The following is a 19,738-nucleotide window of genomic DNA, read 5'->3' as shown; positions in this document are numbered from 1 at the left end:
TTAAATATTTATAGTTACACCAGAAGCGTTACTGTTTTTTGAACCGTCAAAGTAAAAATCAATTCGGCCTAAATTAATACCAAAACAACCTACTTGGTTAACCAAAACATTTCTTCCTAATTTGTTTTCTACAATGGTAGGTTTGTCAAGAAAAGTATGGGTATGGCCGCCAATAATTAAATCAGTGTATTCAAGTGCGGTAGCCATTGCAAGATCATGTGGTTTTTGTTTGTCTTTGTATTCGTAACCTAAATGAGATAAGCAGACGATAAGGTCACAATTTTCTTCGTTTTTTAATGCGCGCTCGGTGTCCTGTGCAATTTCAATAGGATTGTTGTATTCCGTTTCTTTGTACAGTTTTTTGGTAACTAGGCCATTTAATTCAATGCCTAGACCGTAAACTCCTATTTTAATTCCGTCAAGAGTATAAGTTTTGTATGGTTTGACCTGGCCGTCCATGACCGTATTTTTAAAATCGTAATTGGCGTTGATCATCTCAAAATCAGCATTTGGCATCTGGGCCAATAAACCATCAATTCCGTTGTCAAAATCATGGTTTCCTATAGTGGCAGCATCATATTTTAGCAGGCTCATGAGTTTAAACTCCAACTCACCGCCATAAAAATTGAAATAAGGTGTTCCCTGAAAAATATCACCTGCATCAAAAAGTAATGTATTCGGATTTTCTTTTCTAATGCTCTCTACCAAAGTGGCGCGCCTTGCTAGTCCACCAAGATTAGGAAACTCGGAATGATCAGTAGGAAAAGGGTCTATGTGGCTGTGTACATCGTTTGTGTGTAAAATGGTGATGTGTTTTTTTACATCGCCAAAGCAAGAGCTTAAAGAAAGTCCCCCTAAGCCAACAAGCGCACTTGAAGCTGTCGTGTTTTTAATGAATTTTCTTCTGTTCATAAAACCATATATTTTGTTGAATGTGATGGTAAATTATCGCATCCGTGACGTTTTGTTTTTCGGTGCTAATCCAGTTTAATAAATCTATTGTCAACAACAGGTTTGAGCGTGTCTGTTTTCTTAAAATAATCAATCATAGCATTTCTAATGAGATAATCGGTATTTGTAGTGTTTAGAGCGTCTTCAAAAAAGACCATACTATCACCTCCGTTTACCAAATAGTTTGATGTTGCTACATAGTAGATTTTATCTTCTTGCAGAGGCTTGCCTTGAATGGAAATAGATTGTATTTCATTTTCTGAATCTAATATTAGTTGTAACCCAGCAATAGGATGAGGACGACCAGAATCCCTTAAATAAGACGCCAATTTTAATATAGAACTGCCTTTTAGTTCGGCTACCACTATAGAATTTTCAAAGGGCATGACTTCATAAGCGGTGCGTGAAGAAACATTTCCTTTAGAAATTAAAGAGCGAATACCACCATGGTTCAGTAAAACAAGGTCAATTGTGTGTCCCGTTCTTGATTTAAATATAGGGTTGGCTTCGGACAAAACAATATCCGCCATTAAGTTTCCTGCTGTGGTATTTAGTTCTCCGTCCGTTTTTGAAATAGGGTAGGGAGCATAGGCCAGTGTGCTGTCAAGAACTTGGTCTATCCTTTCGCGATAGGGCTTTACCAGTATTTCTATAGATTCTGTAGTTGCTAATGAACTGTCTATAATTATCTGCTTTGCATCTATATTTTGAAGGTTGGGCTGTTGCTCACCACAAGAATACAAAAATGAAAATGTTACAAATACAACAAAGTGTTTTATTTTTAAAACCATATTTCGTTTTATCTTAGCGCCATATTATGCGTGGAGATTCTTTACATTTGTAGAACCCATTCCAAATTTTACAGACCAGAATGGTTCAAAATGTAAAAGTACATGTTTAAGGGAATAAAAGATAAGTTCAAGCACAAATCGGGCGTTAAATTTCTGAAACAAGAGTTGGCTAAAGATCCGCCGGTAATTGAAAGAAGTAAAGGTATTACTTCTATAGGTTGCATTGTAGATCTAGACGACTTTGATGATGCAAATCAATTTTATGGGTTTGTAGAAGATTATAATTTACGGCCGAATGCAGTAAAGATTATTGGTTATAAAAGTTATTACGACAAGAATTCGCCGTATTCTACCCCCGTATTTTCCGATAAGGATCTTGGGTGGAACGGAGCAATAGAAAATAGCTATGCACTAGAATTTTTAAGTAGAGAGTATGATTTACTCGTAAACTATTATACCAGCGATAATTTATTATTGCAGTTGATGAGCGTTAAAACAAAAGCCCGATTTCGTGTGGGTTTTAAAGAGGTGGATCTCATATATAATGATTTGATAATGGATTCGCCATTGAAAGAATTTAAGACCTTTAAAGCAGAGCTTAAAAAATATCTTGGCGTTTTAAACGAAATTGAATAATGAAGCAATTAATTGGTACAGGTGTGGCTTTAATCACTCCGTTCAAAACAGATTTTTCGGTAGACATAGATGCGTTACATCGTATCGTGAACTACTGTGTGGACGGTGGTGTAGACTATTTAGTAGTATTAGGTACTACTGGTGAATCCGTAACACTTACCAAAGAAGAAAAACAATTGGTTATAGATACCGTAACCATTGCCAATGCAGGTAGATTACCTTTGGTGGTAGGTGTGGGCGGTAATAATACAGTTGCTGTAATTGAAGAATTACAAAAACTAGACCTTACTAATTTTGATGCCGTTTTATCGGTATCTCCTTATTATAATAGACCTACTCAAGAAGGGATTTTTCAACATTTTAAGGCTATCGCCCAAGTGTCTGCAAAACCTATAATCCTTTATAACGTACCAGGAAGAACAGGAAGTAACATGCTTCCGGAAACTGTTGTGCGTTTGGCTACAGAGGTTGAAAATATTGTTGGAATAAAAGATGCATCTGGTGATATGATTCAGTTGCAGGAATTAATTAAAGATTGTCCAAAAGACTTTCATGTGATTTCTGGTGATGATTTTACCGCTTTAGCTACCGTTTTAGCAGGAGGTTCTGGTGTTATTTCAGTTTTAGGTCAAGGACTTCCTTCAGAATTCTCTAGAATGATTCGTTCTGGATTAGACCGAAATGTAGATGAGGCTTACAGGCAACATTACGAACTTCAAGAAGGTATGGGATTAATCTTCCAAGAAGGTAACCCTGCAGGGATAAAATCTATTTTTGAAATCTTAGGTTTGTCAGGTGCTACTGTTAGACTTCCGCTCATAGAAGCTTCCGATAGTCTCAAAAAGAACATCGCCGACTTTGTAAAACCTTTTAAGGTTTTTGCTTAGCGGTGTTAAATCTTCCCCAAAAGCATTGGTATAAGGGTTCTAGAATGCTATTTTAGCTACTTTATTTTTTGTTTTTTATATCCATTCGGAATCCGTAATTTTGCAAAATGCTTTTTAAAATGAGGTTAATTGTCCCTATCTTACTACTCGCTATGATTTCACAATCATGTAGCGAATATCAAAAGGTGCTTAAAAATGAAGATGTTAAGCCTAAATACGACCTAGCTCAGAAATTCTATGAGGAAGGTGATATGAAAAGGGCCAATCGTCTTTTTGAACAAATTGCACCTAAATATGTGGGTAAACCTCAGGGCGAACGTGTAATGTTTTTCTTAGCAGATACTTATTTTCAAAGAAAAGATTACAATATGGCGGGATATCAGTTCGAGCGTTTTGTTAAATCTTATTCTAAGAGTGATAAAGTGGCAGAAGCTTCCTTTTTAGGGGCAAAGAGTTATTTTAAGCTTTCACCAGTGTATTCTTTGGATCAAACGGATACGGATAAGGCATTGGGAAAATTGCAGTTGTTTATCAACTCATATCCTGATTCAGAATATTTTTCTGAAGCCAACACCATGGCAAAAGAGCTAACGACTAAAAAAGAGCATAAAGCATACGAAATAGCTAAGCAGTTCAATAAATTAGGTCAGTTTGATTTTACGTTTTTAACACCCGCTGTAGCAGCGTTTGATAACTTTATATCAGATTTTCCTGGATCTATTTACCGTGAAGATGCAATGTTTTATAGATTCGAATCGGCTTCCCGATTTGCATTGAATAGTTTTGAAAGGTTACAAGAAGAGCGTTTAAAAGAGGCTATAGCCGATTATAACGCATTTAAAAAGCAGTTTCCAGAATCAGAACATGCCGGTGAGGCAGAGAAGATACTTGAAAAAGTAAAATTAGAATTACAGGGTTTTACCCAAGCGAAAGAAGCAAAATAAAATAGTTTGACTATGAATATGAACGATCTTAAGAATTCAAGTGCTCCAGTTTCCACAGTAACGATCAACAAAAATGAGTTTGACCGTCCTACGGATAACATTTATGAGGCAATTTCAATTACTGCTAAAAGAGCTGTACAGATCAATTCTGAAATTAAGAAAGAACTTCTAGAAAAATTAGAGGAGTTTGCTACTTATAGCGATAGCCTTGAAGAAGTTTTTGAAAACAAAGAACAGATAGAAGTATCTAAGTTTTACGAAAAATTACCTAAGCCACATGCTTTAGCGGTTGAAGAGTGGTTGAATGACAAAATATATCACAGAAATACGGAGAAAGACCAGTAGTATATGTTAGGCGGAAAGAACATTCTTTTAGGCATTACCGGAGGAATTGCCGCTTACAAAACTACCTTTCTTGTACGTTTACTGATTAAAGCTGGCGCTAATGTCAAAATTATTTTGACAGATAGCGCCAGCTCTTTTGTTTCCCCACTTACGCTAGCTACGCTTTCCAAAAACCCGGTGCTAACTTCCTTGGTTAATGAGGATGATGGGGCAACGGAATGGAATAATCATGTAGAATTAGGGCTATGGGCAGACTTAATGGTAGTTGCGCCAGCTACAGCTAATACATTAGCTAAAATGGCTACGGGTACATGCGATAATTTATTGCTTGCTACTTACCTTTCTGCAAAATGTCCTGTTTTCTTTGCTCCTGCAATGGATTTGGATATGTATAAGCATCCGACTTCTAAAGATTCCTTTGAAAAATTACAGTCTTTTGGAAATGTTATGATTCCTGCTACTTCTGGTGAATTGGCAAGTGGCCTTCATGGAGAAGGGCGTATGGCGGAACCTGAAGATATGGTTGAGTTCATTAAGGCATATCTGCAAAAAGGACTTCCGCTTAGTGGAAAAAAAGTTCTGATTACCGCCGGCCCTACCTATGAAGCCATAGACCCTGTGCGGTTTATTGGAAATCATGCTTCTGGTCAAATGGGGTACGAACTGGCTAATGTGGCAGCAAATTTAGGAGCTCATGTTATTTTGGTTTCTGGGCCATCCCGTTTTTCTGTTTCTCATGATCTTATCGATTTAAAAAAAGTAACCTCTGCGGAAGAAATGTACAATGAGGTTCATCTGCACTATAAAAATATAGATATGGCTATCTGTGCAGCGGCAGTTGCTGACTACAGGCCTAAAACGGTGGCTAATCAAAAAATAAAGAAAAAAGAAACCGAATTTTCGATTGATTTGGTGAAGACCAAAGATATCTTGCAGTCACTGGGTAACCAGAAGAAAAAGCAGTTTTTAGTTGGTTTTGCTTTAGAGACAGAAAATGAACTTGAAAATGCTATAGGCAAGCTTAAAAAGAAAAATTTAGATGCCATTGTTCTTAACTCTCTGAACGATAAAGGAGCTGGTTTTGGAAAACCTACGAACAAAATCACTTTCATAGATAAGAATTCCTCAATTAAGCCGTTTGAACTAAAGACAAAGGCAGAGGTGGCCAAAGACATTTTTGATGAAATCTTGAAAAGATACCATGCGTAATTTCATACTTATATTTATTTGTTCATTTTTTGTGGTGTCCGTTTCGGCACAGGAAATGAATTGTGTTGTTACTATAAATGCGGATCAGGTCTCACAAACTAATCAACAGATTTTTAAAACCTTAGAACGTTCTTTAAATGATTTCATTAACAAGAACAAGTGGACCAACCGCACCTACAAGGAAAATGAACGTATAAGCAGTCAAATGTTTATTACGATTACCAATTACGAGTCTAATCGTTTTGAGGGTAATATCCAGATTCAGTCTTCGCGTCCTGTTTTTAATACATCGTACGAAACGCCTATTTTCAATTATAAAGACAATCAGCTCAATTTTGAATATATAGAATTTCAACCTTTGGTATTCAATGAAAATGTTTTTGAATCCAATCTTGTAAGTGTTGTTTCTTTCTATGTTTACACCATGCTCGGGCTTGATGCAGACACTTTCTCTTTAGAAGGCGGTACTGAGTATTTTAGAAAAGCGCAGCAAATTACCACTCAAGCTCAAGGTAGCAATTATACGGGTTGGGATCAGAATAGTGATCGTAGTAGGTTTGAGTTGGTAGATAACCTTTTATCCAATACCTATCGTGAGTATCGTATAGCTATGTATAATTATCATCGCAAGGGTCTTGATATTCTTGGAGATAATAATAGCACGGGCAAACAAGTTATTGCCGGTACAATGAAGCTTTTTGAGACGATGATCAAACGTAGGCCTAATGCATTTTTGATTCAGACTTTCTTTGATGCCAAGTCAGATGAGATTCAAAACATCTTTTCAGACGGTCCAAAAGTAGATATTGTTCAATTAAAAGAGACTTTAAACAATATTGCTCCCTTATATTCCAGTACTTGGAACGATATTAAGTACTAGTTCTTTCGGTACGAAATTATCAATTATCTTTACAGCACAAATCGAATAGAAAACTGTGCTAGTACACCTTTCCATAAAAAATTACGCATTAATAGATAATCTCAATGTAGACTTTACTAATGGGTTTACCTGTATTACAGGTGAAACCGGTGCGGGAAAGTCTATTTTATTAGGCGGCTTGTCCCTTGTTTTGGGAAAACGTGCCGATTTATCCTCTTTAAGAGACAAGGATAAAAAATGCGTCATAGAAGCGGAATTTCAAATTGACAAATATAATTTGGAGTCTTTTTTTAAAGATAACGATTTAGATTACGAGGAAAGAACCATCATAAGAAGAGAGATTCAGCCTAGCGGGAAATCGAGAGCCTTTATTAATGATTCTCCAGTAACATTAGATATTCTTACCAGATTAGGAAGCAGTTTAATAGATGTGCATTCTCAACACCAAACACTACAGTTAACGGATAACGACTTTCAGTTAAAGGTAATAGATGCCCTTGCAGATAATAAAAGCCTGCTAGCGGATTATGCGGGAAAACTTCGCTTGTATAAAAAAACTTCAAAAGAGTTGTCTGAACTTGTTGATTTTCAAAAAGAAGCAAATAAAGAACACGATTACAATAGTTTTCTATTAGAAGAGCTTCAGGCAGCACCTTTAAAATTGGGTGTGCAAGAAGATTTGGAAGAGCAGTATGAGCAACTGAACAACGTAGAGAATATTTTAGAACTGATTTCTTCAGGTCATCAACTACTTAGTGATGAGCAGGTGGGTATTGTAAGTTTACTTACTGAGCTTAAACAAATTGCTAGTAGATTATCTGGTTATGGGACTCAGTATGCGGACTTGAACCAGCGTGTGCAATCTGTTTTTATTGAAGTAGATGATATAGCTTCTGAACTTCAGAATTTTCAGGAAGGAACAGAAGCCAATCCACAAGTGCTGGAAGAAATCAATACCAAGTTGCAACAACTTTATGATTTACAGAAAAAGCACGGGGTTCAAGAAGTTGCTGAATTACTACAAATTAGAGAAGACCTATCTGAAAAAGTTAGTGTCACAGAAAATCTTGAAGCTGATATAGAAAAGAAAGAAAAAGAGCTTGCAGGTCAAAAAGTTGCATTGCAGAAAGCAGCCGATGCCCTAACGGCCAAACGAAAAAAGGTTGTCCCGCAACTTAAAAAACAATTAGAAGATTCTTTGAAAGCATTGGGTATGCCTAGTGCAACTTTTAAGATAGAGCTTTTTAAGGCGAACGACTTTAAGGCTAACGGAGCAGACGGACTTACCTTTTTGTTCTCCGCTAATAAAGGAGGCGATTATGGTGAGCTGAAGAAAGTAGCCTCGGGAGGTGAGCTTTCTAGGATTATGCTTACTATAAAATCGATATTAGCGAAATACGAAAACCTACCTACTATAATGTTCGATGAGATTGATACTGGGGTTTCTGGTGAAATCTCAGGAAAAATGGGTGATATCATGCAGGCAATGAGTAAAAGCATGCAAGTATTCTCTATTACACATTTACCTCAGGTAGCTTCAAAAGGTGACCATCATTTTAAAGTATATAAGTTAGAGGAAGGAGCGGTTACTAAAACGAACATGAAGCAACTGAGCAATGAGGAAAGGGTAGTGGAGTTGGCTGAAATGTTGGGCGGTAAAGAGCTATCTGATTCAGCTATGGCTCACGCAAGGCAACTTTTGAACTAGAATAATAGACCTTGTACAGGTTACTAGAGGTCGTATTTGGTTTTTAGGGTAGATTTTATACTTATAAATACGTTTTTCTTCATGTGGCAACTATTAGTTGCCAACTTTTTAAATATCTTTGAAGCTTTAAGAACAACCAACAGAATCTAACACAATGTCGTATAATTTATTAAAAGGTAAGAGAGGAATTATTTTTGGAGCTTTGGATGAAAATTCAATAGCGTGGAAAACAGCAGAGCGTATTCATGAAGAAGGCGGTACTTTTGTTTTGACCAATGCACCCGTAGCCATGCGTTTAGGGCAAATTAAAGATTTGGCCGAAAAAACTGGTTCTCAGGTTATTCCTGCCGATGCAACTAGCGAAGAAGATCTAGCTAACTTGGTAGCCCAATCTGTTGAGATTCTTGGTGGAAAAATCGATTTTGTATTACACGCAATCGGTATGTCTGTAAACGTTAGAAAAGGGCGTTCTTATACTGATGAGAAATATGACTTTACTTCTAAAGGATGGGATGTTTCTGCATTATCTTTCCACAAAGTAATGCAAAGCTTGTATAAAGCTGATGCTATGGAAGAGTGGGGAAGCATAGTTGCTTTGACCTATATGGCAGCACAACGTGTTTTTCCTGATTATAATGATATGGCAGATAATAAGGCTTATTTAGAGTCTGTAGCACGTAGTTTTGGTTATTTCTTCGGAAAAGAGAAAAACGTTCGTGTAAATACAATTTCACAATCACCTACACCAACTACTGCTGGTCAAGGTGTGAAAGGTTTTGGCGGTTTTATTAGCTATGCTGAAAAAATGTCGCCTTTAGGGAATGCAACGGCATTAGAGTGTGCAGATTATACGGTAACTCTTTTCTCTGACCTTACCAGAAAAGTTACAATGCAAAACTTGTTTCATGATGGTGGTTTCTCTAATACTGGTGTTAGCCAAGAGATTATAGAACGTTTTACCGAGTAGAAATAAAATAGCTTTCAATAGATTAAATTCTGGCGAAGAATATTTGTTTTCGGCATATATTATGGGCATTTTACATTACCGATTTAAGTAATGAAAAATGCCCTTAGAATTTCCGTATAAAAGCTTATGGATTTATCTTTTTCGTTTATAGTTCCTGTTTACAATAGACCCGATGAAATAGCGGAGCTGCTAGAAAGTCTAGTGAGCCAAACCTATTCAGCGGATTTTGAAGTATTGATTGTGGAGGACGGCTCAACACTTTCTTCAGAAGAAGTGGTTGAGAGATATAAGGATAAACTCACCATTTCATATTACAAAAAATCTAATTCAGGACCTGGAGATTCAAGAAACTACGGAATGACCCGTGCCAAGGGTAATTATTTTCTTATTGTAGATTCAGATTGCATGATTCCGCCGCAGTATTTAGATGCGGTAGATAGTGCTTTAAGAAAGAGCTTTGTTCACTGCTTTGGTGGACCAGATGCTGCTCATGAGTCTTTTGGGCTTTTGCAAAAAGCTATTAACTATGCTATGACGTCTGTGTTAACCACAGGAGGAATTCGTGGGAATAAAAAGGCACTAGATAAGTTTCAACCGCGTAGTTTTAATATGGGTATCTCCAAAACGGCATTTGAAACCGTTGGTGGATTCGGAAAAATTCATCCAGGTGAAGACCCGGACTTTACGTTTCGTATTTGGAACAATGGTTTTGATACGAAGCTTATACCAGAAGCTTTTGTATATCATAAGCGTCGCATAGACTGGAATAAGTTTTTTATTCAAGTAAAGAAATTTGGTAGTGTTCGTCCAATTTTAAATAAATGGCACCCTAAGACATCAAAAATGACCTATTGGTTCCCCACATTATTTTGTTTAGGATTTTTGGCGTCGCTTTTATTTCTAGCAATAGGGATTAGTTTGCCTATATATTTATATATTATCTATTTTTCACTCATATTTATAGATTCGCTTTTAAAAAATAGAAATTTAGCCGTGGCTTTACTTTCTCTAGTGGCTGTAAGCATTCAATTTATGGGATATGGATATGGTTTTTTAAAATCGACCATCTTTCTTAACTTTAGCAAAAAGGAACCGGAAACATTGTTTCCTCATTTATTTTTCAAATAATTGGTAAACAAGATAATAGATAAAGTCAAGAAGGCCCTTAAGAAGAGAAAAGTAAAAATATTTTTGGTGTTTTTATTTTTTTCAACCTTAATATGGCTTATTAATAACCTCTCGGAGAGTTATGTGAGTACAACTAGTTTTGATTTGGAATACGTGAACGTTCCAGAAGGTTATTTGTTTAAAGGCGCCACAGATAATGAATTAAAGGTGAAACTTAAGGCAGGTGGCTTTCAGCTTTTAGGTTTTAATTTTAAACATGCCAAGGTATCTATAGATCTTGCCGATGCTTTACAAAAAGACTCCATGTTTTATATACCTCAAAAAGTATATCGTAAGCAGGTAGAAAGGCAATTAAGCACATCAATGTCTTTAATGGATATAGAGACAGATACTCTTTTTGTGGGTATGTTGGCCGTGATTTCTAAAAAAGTACCAGTAAAGCCTAATGTAGAAGTAAATATGGCAACCAATTACCTATTAGATGGTAAGATGGAAATTCAGCCAGATTCCATCACTATTACGGGGCCTTCTAAGGAAATTGATACTATAAAGGTTGTACGTACCAATAAATTAACCCTCCCTGATTTAGATGCTGACTTTTCGGAAACCGTGGATATCTATAAATCTAAAGACCTTAAGAATACTAAGTACTCAGATAATAAAGTAGAGCTTACTGCAAAGATTGCTCGCTTTTCTGAAAAGGTATTTGAAGTGACTATAAAGACTGTACATTTTCCTAGTAATATTGATGTAAAAACATTTCCCGATAAAGTTAATGTATTATGTAAGGCCAAGTTAAAACGGCTTAAAAAGTTAGAGGCATCAGATTTTGAAGTCATTGCAGACTATGGTCAATTGAAAGACGGCAATACAGATGAATTGCAATTAGAATTAAGGAAAAAGCCAAGTGGTCTTCACAGCGTAAAACTGGAACAGAACAGCGTAGAATACATATTGAACAAGAAATGATAACTGTAGGCTTAACAGGTGGCATAGGTAGTGGTAAGACCACTGTTGCTAAAATGTTTGAGGAGTTGGGTGTTCCCGTTTATAATTCTGATGAACGGGCAAAAGATTTGATGCAAAAATCACCAGGGCTAATTGCTGCTATAAAAGAACTTCTTGGGGATGCAGCCTACAAGGAAGGAAAGCTAGATAGGGGTTATGTGTCAAAACAAGTATTCAATAATAAAGAATTGTTGAACGCTTTAAACGCAATAGTGCATCCTGCAGTTCGAAAAGATTTTATCAGCTGGGCAGAAGGTCAAAGTTCAGATTATGTAATTCAAGAAGCGGCCATCATATTTGAAATTGGCTCTCAGGATTTTTATGACTGTATTATTTTGGTAACAGCTCCTAAAGAGACTAGAATTGACCGTATTATGCAACGCGATGCATCTAATACAGTTGAGGGTATAGAAGCCCGAATGAAAAACCAGTTAAGTGATAATAAAAAAATAGAATCTTCGCACTATATCATCCAAAATGAGAATATAGAACAAACAAAGGTTCAAGTCTTAGATGTTCATCGCGATTTACTTAATAAAATATAGGCCTCACGCAGTTTTAACATTTTTGTTAAGGTTTGGTTAAACGTATGATCTGCTATATGTTAAATCTTTAATTTTGTTTTCTAATGAATAAGAGGTTATTTGTCCTTTTGGTGGCGTTAATGAGTCTCTCCCTGATAGGAATAATATCTGTTCAGTTCTTGTGGATTAAGCAATCTGTGGAGGACAAGGAAGAACAGTTTTCTAATACGGTGTCTGAGGTTTTGAACGAAGTCTCTTCTAAAATTGAGGAGAGAGAGACAAAAGATTATTTTGAACGTTACATCAACATAAAAGATAGTGTAGGTGAGCCTAAAAGCTCTCATTTAAGAAATATCTTTTTTATAGACCGTGATATAAACTCCAATGAGATTCGGTTTTATTCCCATGGTATTTTAGAAGAAGATTATAATATAGCATCTACGTTCTTTGATAACGGTAATGGTACTGATACGATTACCACAATTAAAAATTATACTAGCAAGCGCACCAAAACAATCTTTAAAGAAGATTACGGTTTGGACGGTAAAGAGTATAAGCTGAATGCAGTACAGAAACTTGAAAAAATTGGAGGACTATCGGCTATTGAAAAAGCCCAGTTTGAAGATGTTTTTAGTGAGTATGCCAAAAAAGTGCCTATTCATAAAAGAGTTTCTAATCAAGAAATAAAGTTACTTCTTAATCGCGAATTAAAGAATAGAAACCTCAATATTGAATATGAATATGGGGTGTACAGCAGGGGGTTGCCAACCAAGGTAAAGTCCAGGAAGTTCAAGTTTGCTAAAGATATGCTTTATGAAACGCCTATTTTTAAGGATAGCGAAGGAGCAAGTAATTTCTCTTTGTTAATCGCTTTTCCAAAGAAAAAGAAGTTTTTAATTCAGTCTATAATAAAAATGGCGCTTTTGTCATTGCTTTTTACATTGGTTATCGTAATAGCATATTCTGGGGCAATTTATCAATTGATACGTCAAAAGCAGATTGCCGAGATAAAGTCTGACTTTATTAATAATATGACGCACGAGTTTAAAACGCCAATTGCTACTATAAACCTTGCGGTGGAAGCTATTAGGAATCCCAAAATAATTGGGGACCCTGAAAAGGTGGATCGGTATCTAACAATGATTCGCGAGGAGAATAAACGAATGCATGCTCAGGTAGAAAATGTATTGCGTATATCTAAGCTAGAAAAGAATCAGTTAGATATTAGTAAGGATAGGGTAGATGTTCACGACATAATAGAGGATGCAATAGCGCATGTAGAACTTATTGTTGCTGATAGAGGTGGATATATAGAAACGCATTTAAATGCTGCGAGAACGGAAGTTTTAGCTAGTGAAATGCATTTTACGAATGTAATCGTAAATATTCTTGATAACGCCATTAAATATTCAACAGACGCGCCTAGGATAGATATATATACAGAGGTTGCTAAAAATTATATTGTAATAGAAATAAAAGATCAAGGCGCTGGAATGAGTAAGGCGGTGGTCAAAAAAGTATTTGAAAAATTCTACCGTGAACACACGGGAGATTTACATAATGTTAAGGGGCATGGTCTCGGATTGGCATATGTTAAAAAAATAGTCGATGACCACCAAGGTGAGGTCTACGCAGAAAGTGAAAAAGGAAAGGGAAGTACTTTCTATATAAAATTGCCTTTAATCTAACTCAACAAGTTATGGAAACAGTAAATAAAAAAATACTCTTAGTAGAGGATGATCCCAATTTTGGAATTGTGCTGAAAGATTATTTATCGATGAACGATTTTGATGTCACTTTAGCCAAGAATGGTATGGAGGGATTTGAAAAGTTCAAAAAGGATAATTATGACATCTGTATTTTAGATGTGATGATGCCTTATAAGGATGGTTTTACCTTGGCAAAGGAAATTCGAGAAAAGAACGAGCATGTTCCTATCGTTTTTCTTACCGCTAAAACTATGAAAGAAGATGTTTTAAAAGGCTATAAAGCTGGAGCTGATGATTACCTCAACAAACCATTTGACTCCGAAGTTCTTTTAATGAAACTAAGAGCTATTCTTCAGAGAAAAGCATCTAACACCTTGGCGGACAGTAAGAAATTCGAATTTAAAATCGGTAATTTCCAGCTAAATTCTAAGCTTAGATTTTTAAAATACAAAGAAGAAGAGGCTATTAAACTTTCTCCAAAAGAGAATGAGCTTCTACGTCTTTTGGCACTTCATGAAAATGATTTGATGCCTAGAGAGTTGGCTTTGACAAAGATATGGAGAGATGATAACTATTTCACATCTCGTAGTATGGATGTTTATATTGCTAAACTAAGAAAGTATCTTAAGGTAGATGATGCCGTAGAAATCTTAAACATTCACGGAGAAGGTTTCCGTTTAGTTGTTAAAGAAGACGTCTAAAACTATAATTTTGAAATTGAAAAAGCCCTGTTATAATTTTATAGCAGGGCTTTTTATTTTCTTATAAAGCCTTTATTATTTTTGAAACGATTTTTTCAGGCGTGTGCATTATGGAAACGGTAATGGCATCTTCCGGTACTTCTAGGGTGTTAAATTGTGAATGAAGTAATTCTGGCGGCATAAAATGATTCTTGCGAAGCGCAAGACGGCCCATAATTTCTTCAAAAGTGCCTTGTAGATAAACGAAATTTAGCTTTTCCTCAATTCCGTTTTGTAGAATGGTACGATACTTATTTTTAAGTGCGGAACATGCTATGATGGCCCCATCTTCACTTTTTTCAATAGCTAAGAGATTTAGTCTTTCTAACCAGCCTTGGCGATCATCGTCATCTAAAGGATGACCATCGGCCATTTTTTTTACGTTTGCTTCTGGGTGGTAATCATCACCATCATAGAAACTTAAATTCAGCTCTTCGGCCAAAAGCTTACCAATAGTGCTTTTGCCAGAGCCAGATACGCCCATGACGAATATTATGGGGTTTTTACTTTTCATTTGGTATCATGTTATTTAAAGTCGCTATCAATTCCTGAGGATTTGCGTTATAAGAAACCCATATGGTTTCTTCATTTTTTTTAAACCAGGTTAATTGTCTTTTAGCAAATCTGCGGGTATTTTTCTTTATTTCTTCTAAAGCGAAAGTAAGGTCGCTTTCTACGGTGCTATCTCCTGACTTTTCTTTCTTTTCAAAATAGGTAAATAGTTCTCGGTAGCCAACGGTTTGTAAAGCATTTAGCTCTTTGTGCTTCTCCAATTGCCTCACTTCGTCAATAAGTCCTTCTTGGACCATAATGTCTACGCGTTGGTTAATGCGGTCGTAAATGAGCGCACGATCAGCTTCAATACCTACAGTAACCGTTTTGAACGGGCGATTCTTTTTGTTTTGAGAGAGAAAAGAGGAATAAGGTGAATTAGTTCCAATACATATTTCTAAAGCTCTAATGAGTCTATGTGGGTTATTTAGATCTACCGATTTGTAGTAGTCTGGGTCTCTGTTCTTCAAATCATTTTGCAGGCTTTCAATTCCGTTTTCAGCAAATTCATTATTGAGTTGCTCCCGTATTTTTGGGTCGACCTTTGGGAAATCATCTAAACCTTCGGCAACGGCTTTGGTGTAGAGCCCACTACCACCTACCATTACTACGATATTATGATTTTTAAAAAGTTCATCAAGTAAATGAAGTGCATCGCGTTCAAAATCGCCCACGGAATAGGAATCAAAAATACTGATGTGTTGTATAAAATGATGTTTTGCTTGCTCTAATTCTTCTGGTGTGGGTACAGCCGTGCCAATTCTCATTTCTTTAAAAAACTGCCTAGAATCTGCCGAGATAATCTCGGTCTTAAAATGTTTCGCGAGAGCAATGGCAAGTTTGGTTTTGCCAATAGCAGTAGGTCCTACAACAGATAAAAGTATTTTCTCCATTATAGCTCGCTTCCACAATTATAGCAATGAGTGGCATCATCTCTATGACCTTCTTTTGAACAAGTTCTACACGCTTGTGTGTTGACATGTACAAAATGCTTGTCGCCTATCTTTTTCTCTTCTTGGCTCTTTTTTCCAAATTCTACAGTAACAATTCCTGTCGGAACAGCAATTACGCCATAACCAACAAGCATAATAAGGGTAGCTATAAACTGTCCTTGCGGAGTAATTGGCGCAATATCTCCATAACCTACCGTAGTAAGGGTTACAATTGTCCAATAGATACTTGTAGGGATACTGGTGAAACCAGCTTCATCTCCTTCTATTAAATACATAAGTGTACCTAAGATGACCGAGAGTATGAGTACGGCAAAAAGGAAAACAGTTATTTTAGCTCTGCTTGCCTCTAAAGCCTTTCTTAATTGTGAGGCTTCACCTAGAAAGCGTACCAACTTTAATATTCTAAAGACTCTTAAAAGACGTAAAGAACGGATGGCTAAAAGTACTTGGGAGCCAGCAAAAATATAAGATAAATATAATGGTATGGTTGATAGTAAATCAATTACACCATAAAAACTAAAAATATACTTTTTGGGTTGCTTTATACTAATGACTCGTGCAATATATTCTATAGTAAATAGGATAGTGACTATCCATTCTAGAATAAAAAGAATTTCATGGTACTCGGCATCTATCCATTTTACGCTCTCTAGCATTACCAAGAGCACGCTAATAATAATCAGAACAAACAATAGAATATCAAACCATTTGCCCAAAGGTGTGTCTGCTTCATAAATTATTTCATGAACCTTGTATTTCCAGCCTTTATCGGGTTTGTTTTGTCTCAATTTTTACTGATTACTTATTTCAAGAATTTTTAGACCATGTTTCTTACGCATGTAGGTTTCAATAATATGGGTTGTATTATCATTACCATGCATAGGTGCAATTATAGATTCTAAGATATGAATATTATTGATTTGATGATTAAGGTTGTAATAGCCAATACCTTTAAAATCACCGTTTTTAATCAATATAGCGCTGTATTCGCCAATTTCTCGTCCTTTATCTACAATTACAACGTTTTTATTGTTCAAGGAGTATTTCTGAACGGCTTCAGTAACTCTTTGGTTGTAATCTTCGGTAGGCTCTTTGGTAATACATGCACCAAGACATTCGCCTTCATCGTAATTAGAACAATTCTTTTTTGCTTCTGATATTCCGTTTAGCTTATCGCAGAGATTAAATTCTCTGGTTATTTTAAAAATGAAATTAGCAGCACCGGCTTCGCTATTGAATGTCGCGAACGCACCATTTCTTCCAGTAATCTTTTTAACCGTTAAAGTATCGTACCCGTTTTTATTTTTTTCAACATATACGCCATGGCTAAAGCTCACGGCTTTAGGTCTATGATTGTATTTTGTGCGGATTCTTTTAATTTCTTCGTTCTCTTTTAAGAGGGCTACTAATTCGTTTCCAGTTCTTTCAAAAGTAACTTTCTTAGTAGCTTTTTGTAATTGTCTAGCACGTCCACCACCTTTAGTAAAATGCTGATTCACCCTTTTCTTAATGTTGGTGCTTTTTCCTAAATATAATATTTCACCGTCTTTATCATGCATGTAATAAACACCGGTTTCAGAAGGTAAAGAATCTACAATGTCTAATTGACGGTCAGAAAGTTCGCCTTCGGTTTCTTTACGAATGACACTTTTTATAATGGTTTTATCAAGGTCTTTGGAAAGCAAAATTTTAAAGAGTTGCAAGGTAGCAAGAGCATCACCATTTGCTCTGTGGCGGTCACTTACCGCAATACCTAAAGATCTAACCAGTTTACCAAGGCTGTGCGATTCTGCTTCAGGAATTAGTTTTTTGGAAAGCTCTACGGTACATAAAGTCTTTCGTTCAAAATTGTACCCTAATCTTCTAAACTCGGTACGTAAGATCCTGTAATCGAACTGAGCATTGTGAGCAATTAGAACGGTATCTTCGGTAATTTCAACAATCCGTTTGGCAATCTCGTGGAACTTGGGAGCGGTCTGTAACATTTTGTTGTTGATACCCGTAAGTTTCACAACAAAAGGTTGAATGTCCTTTTCAGGATTTACCAAGCTAATAAACTGGTCTACCACTTTATGTCCATCAAATTTATGAATGGCAATTTCGGTAATGCCCTCCTCATTAAATTTCCCTCCTGTGGTCTCTATATCTAAAATGGAATACATGTATGCGTTTTTGTTCTGTGGTGAAGGTCTTTTGTGGTTGAAAGGAAGATATTGTTAGTTTCGTTTACCAAAGATACTACTTCCAATGCGTACCATGGTACTTCCTTCCTCAATAGCCATTTGGTAATCGCCACTCATTCCCATGGATAAAATTGTTACCTGCGGGTTTTCGGTTTTAATAGTGTCAAAAATTGATTTCAATTGTTGGAATTCTCTTCTAACTTGTGTTTCGTCATCAGTGAAAGTGGCCATGCCCATTAACCCCACAACATTTATATTTTTGAGCTGATGGTACTCTTCTGATATCAGAATGGCATTAAGCTCTTCCTTGTCAAGTCCAAATTTGGTGTCTTCTTCTGCAATATGAATCTGAAGAAGACAATCAATAGTACGGTTGTTCTGTTCCGCTTTTTTATTGATTTCCGAGAGCAACCTAAAACTATCCACGCCATGAATCAAATCAACAAACTCAGCCATATATTTGACCTTATTACGCTGTAAGTGTCCAATCATATGCCATTTAATGTCTTTAGGAAGTCTTTCCCATTTTCCCACCATTTCTTGTACTTTGTTTTCACCAAAGATGCGTTGGCCGGCGGCATAGGCTTCCATTAAATCTTCGTCTGGTTTTGTTTTAGAAACAGCAACCAACGTTACATGATGAGGAAGTGTATTTTTGATTTCTAAAAGGTTGTCTTTTATCATCGTTACGTTTGTGTATTGAAAATTTTAAGGGACTTATTTTTGATTACTATAAAAATTGACTGGAAACCTTTTTGGCTTTTCTAGACTCGCTATAATCATAGAAGCCTTCTCCAGATTTCACCCCTAATTTTTTAGCCATAACCATATTGACTAATAGTGGGCAAGGTGCATACTTAGAACTCTTAAAGCCATCGTGCATGACGTTAAGAATTGATAGGCATACATCAAGACCAATAAAATCTGCTAATTGTAGAGGACCCATTGGGTGCGCCATACCTAATTTCATTACGGTGTCTATCTCTGACACACCAGCAACGCCATTATAAAGAGTTTCAATAGCCTCGTTAATCATGGGCATTAAAATTCTATTGGCAACAAAACCAGGGTAATCATTTACTTCAGTAGGCGTTTTTCCTAGTTCTGTAGATAACTTCATTATTTGCTGTGTAGTTTCGTCAGAAGTACTATACCCGCGTATAATCTCTACCAATTGCATAATAGGCACAGGATTCATAAAATGCATTCCAATAATTTTTTGTGGTCGGTTTGTAGCCGCCGCAATCTGGGTGATGGATATAGAGGATGTATTGGTTGCAAGAATTGTATTCTCATCGCAAATAGCATCTAATTCTTTGAAAATACTCAGTTTTACGGTCAGGTTTTCAGAAGCCGCTTCAACTACCAAGTCTACGTTTGCAACACCTTCTCTTAAAATAGTAAAAGTTGAAATGTTGTTTAAAGTAGTGGTTTTATCACTTTCCGTAATCTTTTCTTTGGCCAACATTCTGTCAAGATTTTTCGTGATGGTCGTCAACCCTTTGGTCAACGAATCTTCAGAAAGATCAATTAAGTTTACTTTATGGCCATTTTGAGCAAAAACATGGGCAATTCCATTTCCCATAGTACCCGCGCCTATAACCGCTATATGTTGCATATGTG

At 36.2% G+C, this 19,738-nt stretch carries 21 protein-coding genes; 13 read left to right on the top strand and 8 right to left on the bottom strand.

Annotated features, from left to right (window positions below):
- Together HW347_RS06935 and HW347_RS06930 are read right to left on the bottom strand one after the other, a co-directional pair.
- Window positions 1-912, bottom strand: coding sequence for a bifunctional metallophosphatase/5'-nucleotidase (locus HW347_RS06935; protein WP_214611174.1), 912 nt, complete (start codon window positions 910-912; stop codon window positions 1-3).
- Window positions 913-977: 65 nt separating this feature from the next.
- On the bottom strand, window positions 978-1,742 hold the full coding sequence (locus tag HW347_RS06930) for a 5'-nucleotidase C-terminal domain-containing protein (RefSeq protein ID WP_214611173.1): 765 nt from the start codon (window positions 1,740-1,742) through the stop codon (window positions 978-980).
- Between the two features lie 102 nt (window positions 1,743-1,844).
- Between HW347_RS06930 and HW347_RS06925 the strand changes: the two genes are divergently transcribed.
- The 13 genes from HW347_RS06925 (at window position 1,845) to HW347_RS06865 (ending at window position 14,388) form a co-directional block, all read left to right on the top strand.
- Window positions 1,845-2,378, top strand: coding sequence for a DUF6913 domain-containing protein (locus tag HW347_RS06925; protein ID WP_214611172.1), 534 nt, complete (start codon window positions 1,845-1,847; stop codon window positions 2,376-2,378).
- Window positions 2,378-3,265 (top strand): 4-hydroxy-tetrahydrodipicolinate synthase, encoded by an 888-nt coding sequence (gene dapA / locus HW347_RS06920; protein ID WP_155595891.1) that lies wholly within the window; start codon window positions 2,378-2,380, stop codon window positions 3,263-3,265. Before HW347_RS06925 ends, dapA begins: the two co-directional genes overlap by 1 nt.
- A 119-nt stretch (window positions 3,266-3,384) precedes the next feature.
- Complete coding sequence (locus tag HW347_RS06915) at window positions 3,385-4,209, top strand: outer membrane protein assembly factor BamD (RefSeq protein WP_225901843.1); 825 nt, start codon at window positions 3,385-3,387, stop codon at window positions 4,207-4,209.
- Window positions 4,210-4,221: 12 nt separating this feature from the next.
- The gene (locus tag HW347_RS06910) at window positions 4,222-4,554 is read left to right on the top strand and encodes a DNA-directed RNA polymerase subunit omega (protein ID WP_214611170.1); all 333 of its coding nucleotides are present in this window, start codon (window positions 4,222-4,224) and stop codon (window positions 4,552-4,554) included.
- Window positions 4,555-4,557: 3 nt separating this feature from the next.
- Window positions 4,558-5,763: a bifunctional phosphopantothenoylcysteine decarboxylase/phosphopantothenate--cysteine ligase CoaBC gene (gene coaBC / locus HW347_RS06905; protein WP_214611169.1), complete on the top strand. Its 1,206-nt coding sequence runs from the start codon at window positions 4,558-4,560 to the stop codon at window positions 5,761-5,763.
- Window positions 5,756-6,643 (top strand): type IX secretion system protein PorD, encoded by an 888-nt coding sequence (porD, locus tag HW347_RS06900; protein ID WP_155595894.1) that lies wholly within the window; start codon window positions 5,756-5,758, stop codon window positions 6,641-6,643. The genes coaBC and porD overlap by 8 nt, the downstream gene beginning before the upstream one ends.
- Before the next feature lie 55 nt (window positions 6,644-6,698).
- Complete coding sequence (gene recN / locus HW347_RS06895; protein ID WP_214611168.1) at window positions 6,699-8,351, top strand: DNA repair protein RecN; 1,653 nt, start codon at window positions 6,699-6,701, stop codon at window positions 8,349-8,351.
- 154 nt (window positions 8,352-8,505) lie between these two features.
- Window positions 8,506-9,318, top strand: coding sequence for an enoyl-ACP reductase FabI (locus tag HW347_RS06890; protein ID WP_155595895.1), 813 nt, complete (start codon window positions 8,506-8,508; stop codon window positions 9,316-9,318).
- Window positions 9,319-9,444: 126 nt separating this feature from the next.
- The gene (locus HW347_RS06885) at window positions 9,445-10,446 is read left to right on the top strand and encodes a glycosyltransferase (RefSeq protein ID WP_214611167.1); all 1,002 of its coding nucleotides are present in this window, start codon (window positions 9,445-9,447) and stop codon (window positions 10,444-10,446) included.
- Between the two features lie 123 nt (window positions 10,447-10,569).
- Window positions 10,570-11,415, top strand: coding sequence for a CdaR family protein (locus HW347_RS06880; RefSeq protein ID WP_214611166.1), 846 nt, complete (start codon window positions 10,570-10,572; stop codon window positions 11,413-11,415).
- Window positions 11,412-11,999: a dephospho-CoA kinase gene (coaE, locus tag HW347_RS06875; protein ID WP_214611165.1), complete on the top strand. Its 588-nt coding sequence runs from the start codon at window positions 11,412-11,414 to the stop codon at window positions 11,997-11,999. Before HW347_RS06880 ends, coaE begins: the two co-directional genes overlap by 4 nt.
- A gap of 83 nt (window positions 12,000-12,082) precedes the next feature.
- Complete coding sequence (locus HW347_RS06870) at window positions 12,083-13,666, top strand: sensor histidine kinase (RefSeq protein WP_214611164.1); 1,584 nt, start codon at window positions 12,083-12,085, stop codon at window positions 13,664-13,666.
- 11 nt (window positions 13,667-13,677) lie between these two features.
- A complete protein-coding gene (locus HW347_RS06865) occupies window positions 13,678-14,388 on the top strand; it encodes a response regulator transcription factor (protein ID WP_155595900.1) in 711 nt (236 codons plus the stop codon).
- Between the two features lie 61 nt (window positions 14,389-14,449).
- On the opposite strand, the gene HW347_RS06860 is transcribed toward HW347_RS06865, so the two are convergent.
- Genes HW347_RS06860 through HW347_RS06835 form a run of 6 tightly spaced genes read right to left on the bottom strand, consistent with a single transcriptional unit; the run spans window position 14,450 to window position 19,733 of the window.
- Complete coding sequence (locus HW347_RS06860) at window positions 14,450-14,941, bottom strand: gluconokinase (protein ID WP_225901842.1); 492 nt, start codon at window positions 14,939-14,941, stop codon at window positions 14,450-14,452.
- Window positions 14,931-15,872: a tRNA (adenosine(37)-N6)-dimethylallyltransferase MiaA gene (miaA, locus tag HW347_RS06855; RefSeq protein ID WP_214611163.1), complete on the bottom strand. Its 942-nt coding sequence runs from the start codon at window positions 15,870-15,872 to the stop codon at window positions 14,931-14,933. The genes HW347_RS06860 and miaA overlap by 11 nt, the downstream gene beginning before the upstream one ends.
- Window positions 15,872-16,720 (bottom strand): ion transporter, encoded by an 849-nt coding sequence (locus tag HW347_RS06850; protein WP_214611162.1) that lies wholly within the window; start codon window positions 16,718-16,720, stop codon window positions 15,872-15,874. The genes miaA and HW347_RS06850 overlap by 1 nt, the downstream gene beginning before the upstream one ends.
- Window positions 16,721-16,723: 3 nt before the next feature.
- Complete coding sequence (locus HW347_RS06845) at window positions 16,724-18,094, bottom strand: exonuclease domain-containing protein (protein WP_214611161.1); 1,371 nt, start codon at window positions 18,092-18,094, stop codon at window positions 16,724-16,726.
- 54 nt (window positions 18,095-18,148) lie between these two features.
- Entirely contained in the window at window positions 18,149-18,799 is a 651-nt protein-coding gene (locus tag HW347_RS06840) for a YggS family pyridoxal phosphate-dependent enzyme (RefSeq protein WP_214611160.1), read from the bottom strand.
- 46 nt (window positions 18,800-18,845) lie between these two features.
- Window positions 18,846-19,733 carry a 3-hydroxyacyl-CoA dehydrogenase family protein gene (locus HW347_RS06835; protein ID WP_214611159.1) on the bottom strand — a complete coding sequence of 296 codons (888 nt, stop codon included), beginning with the start codon at window positions 19,731-19,733 and terminating at the stop codon, window positions 18,846-18,848.
- Window positions 19,734-19,738 lie beyond the last annotated feature (5 nt).

Source organism: Zobellia barbeyronii (assembly GCF_018603515.1).
Taxonomy (GTDB): Bacteria; Bacteroidota; Bacteroidia; order Flavobacteriales; family Flavobacteriaceae; genus Zobellia; species Zobellia barbeyronii.
The sequence above is the reverse complement of the archived record's forward strand: the minus strand, read 5'-3'. Positions and strand labels throughout refer to the sequence as shown.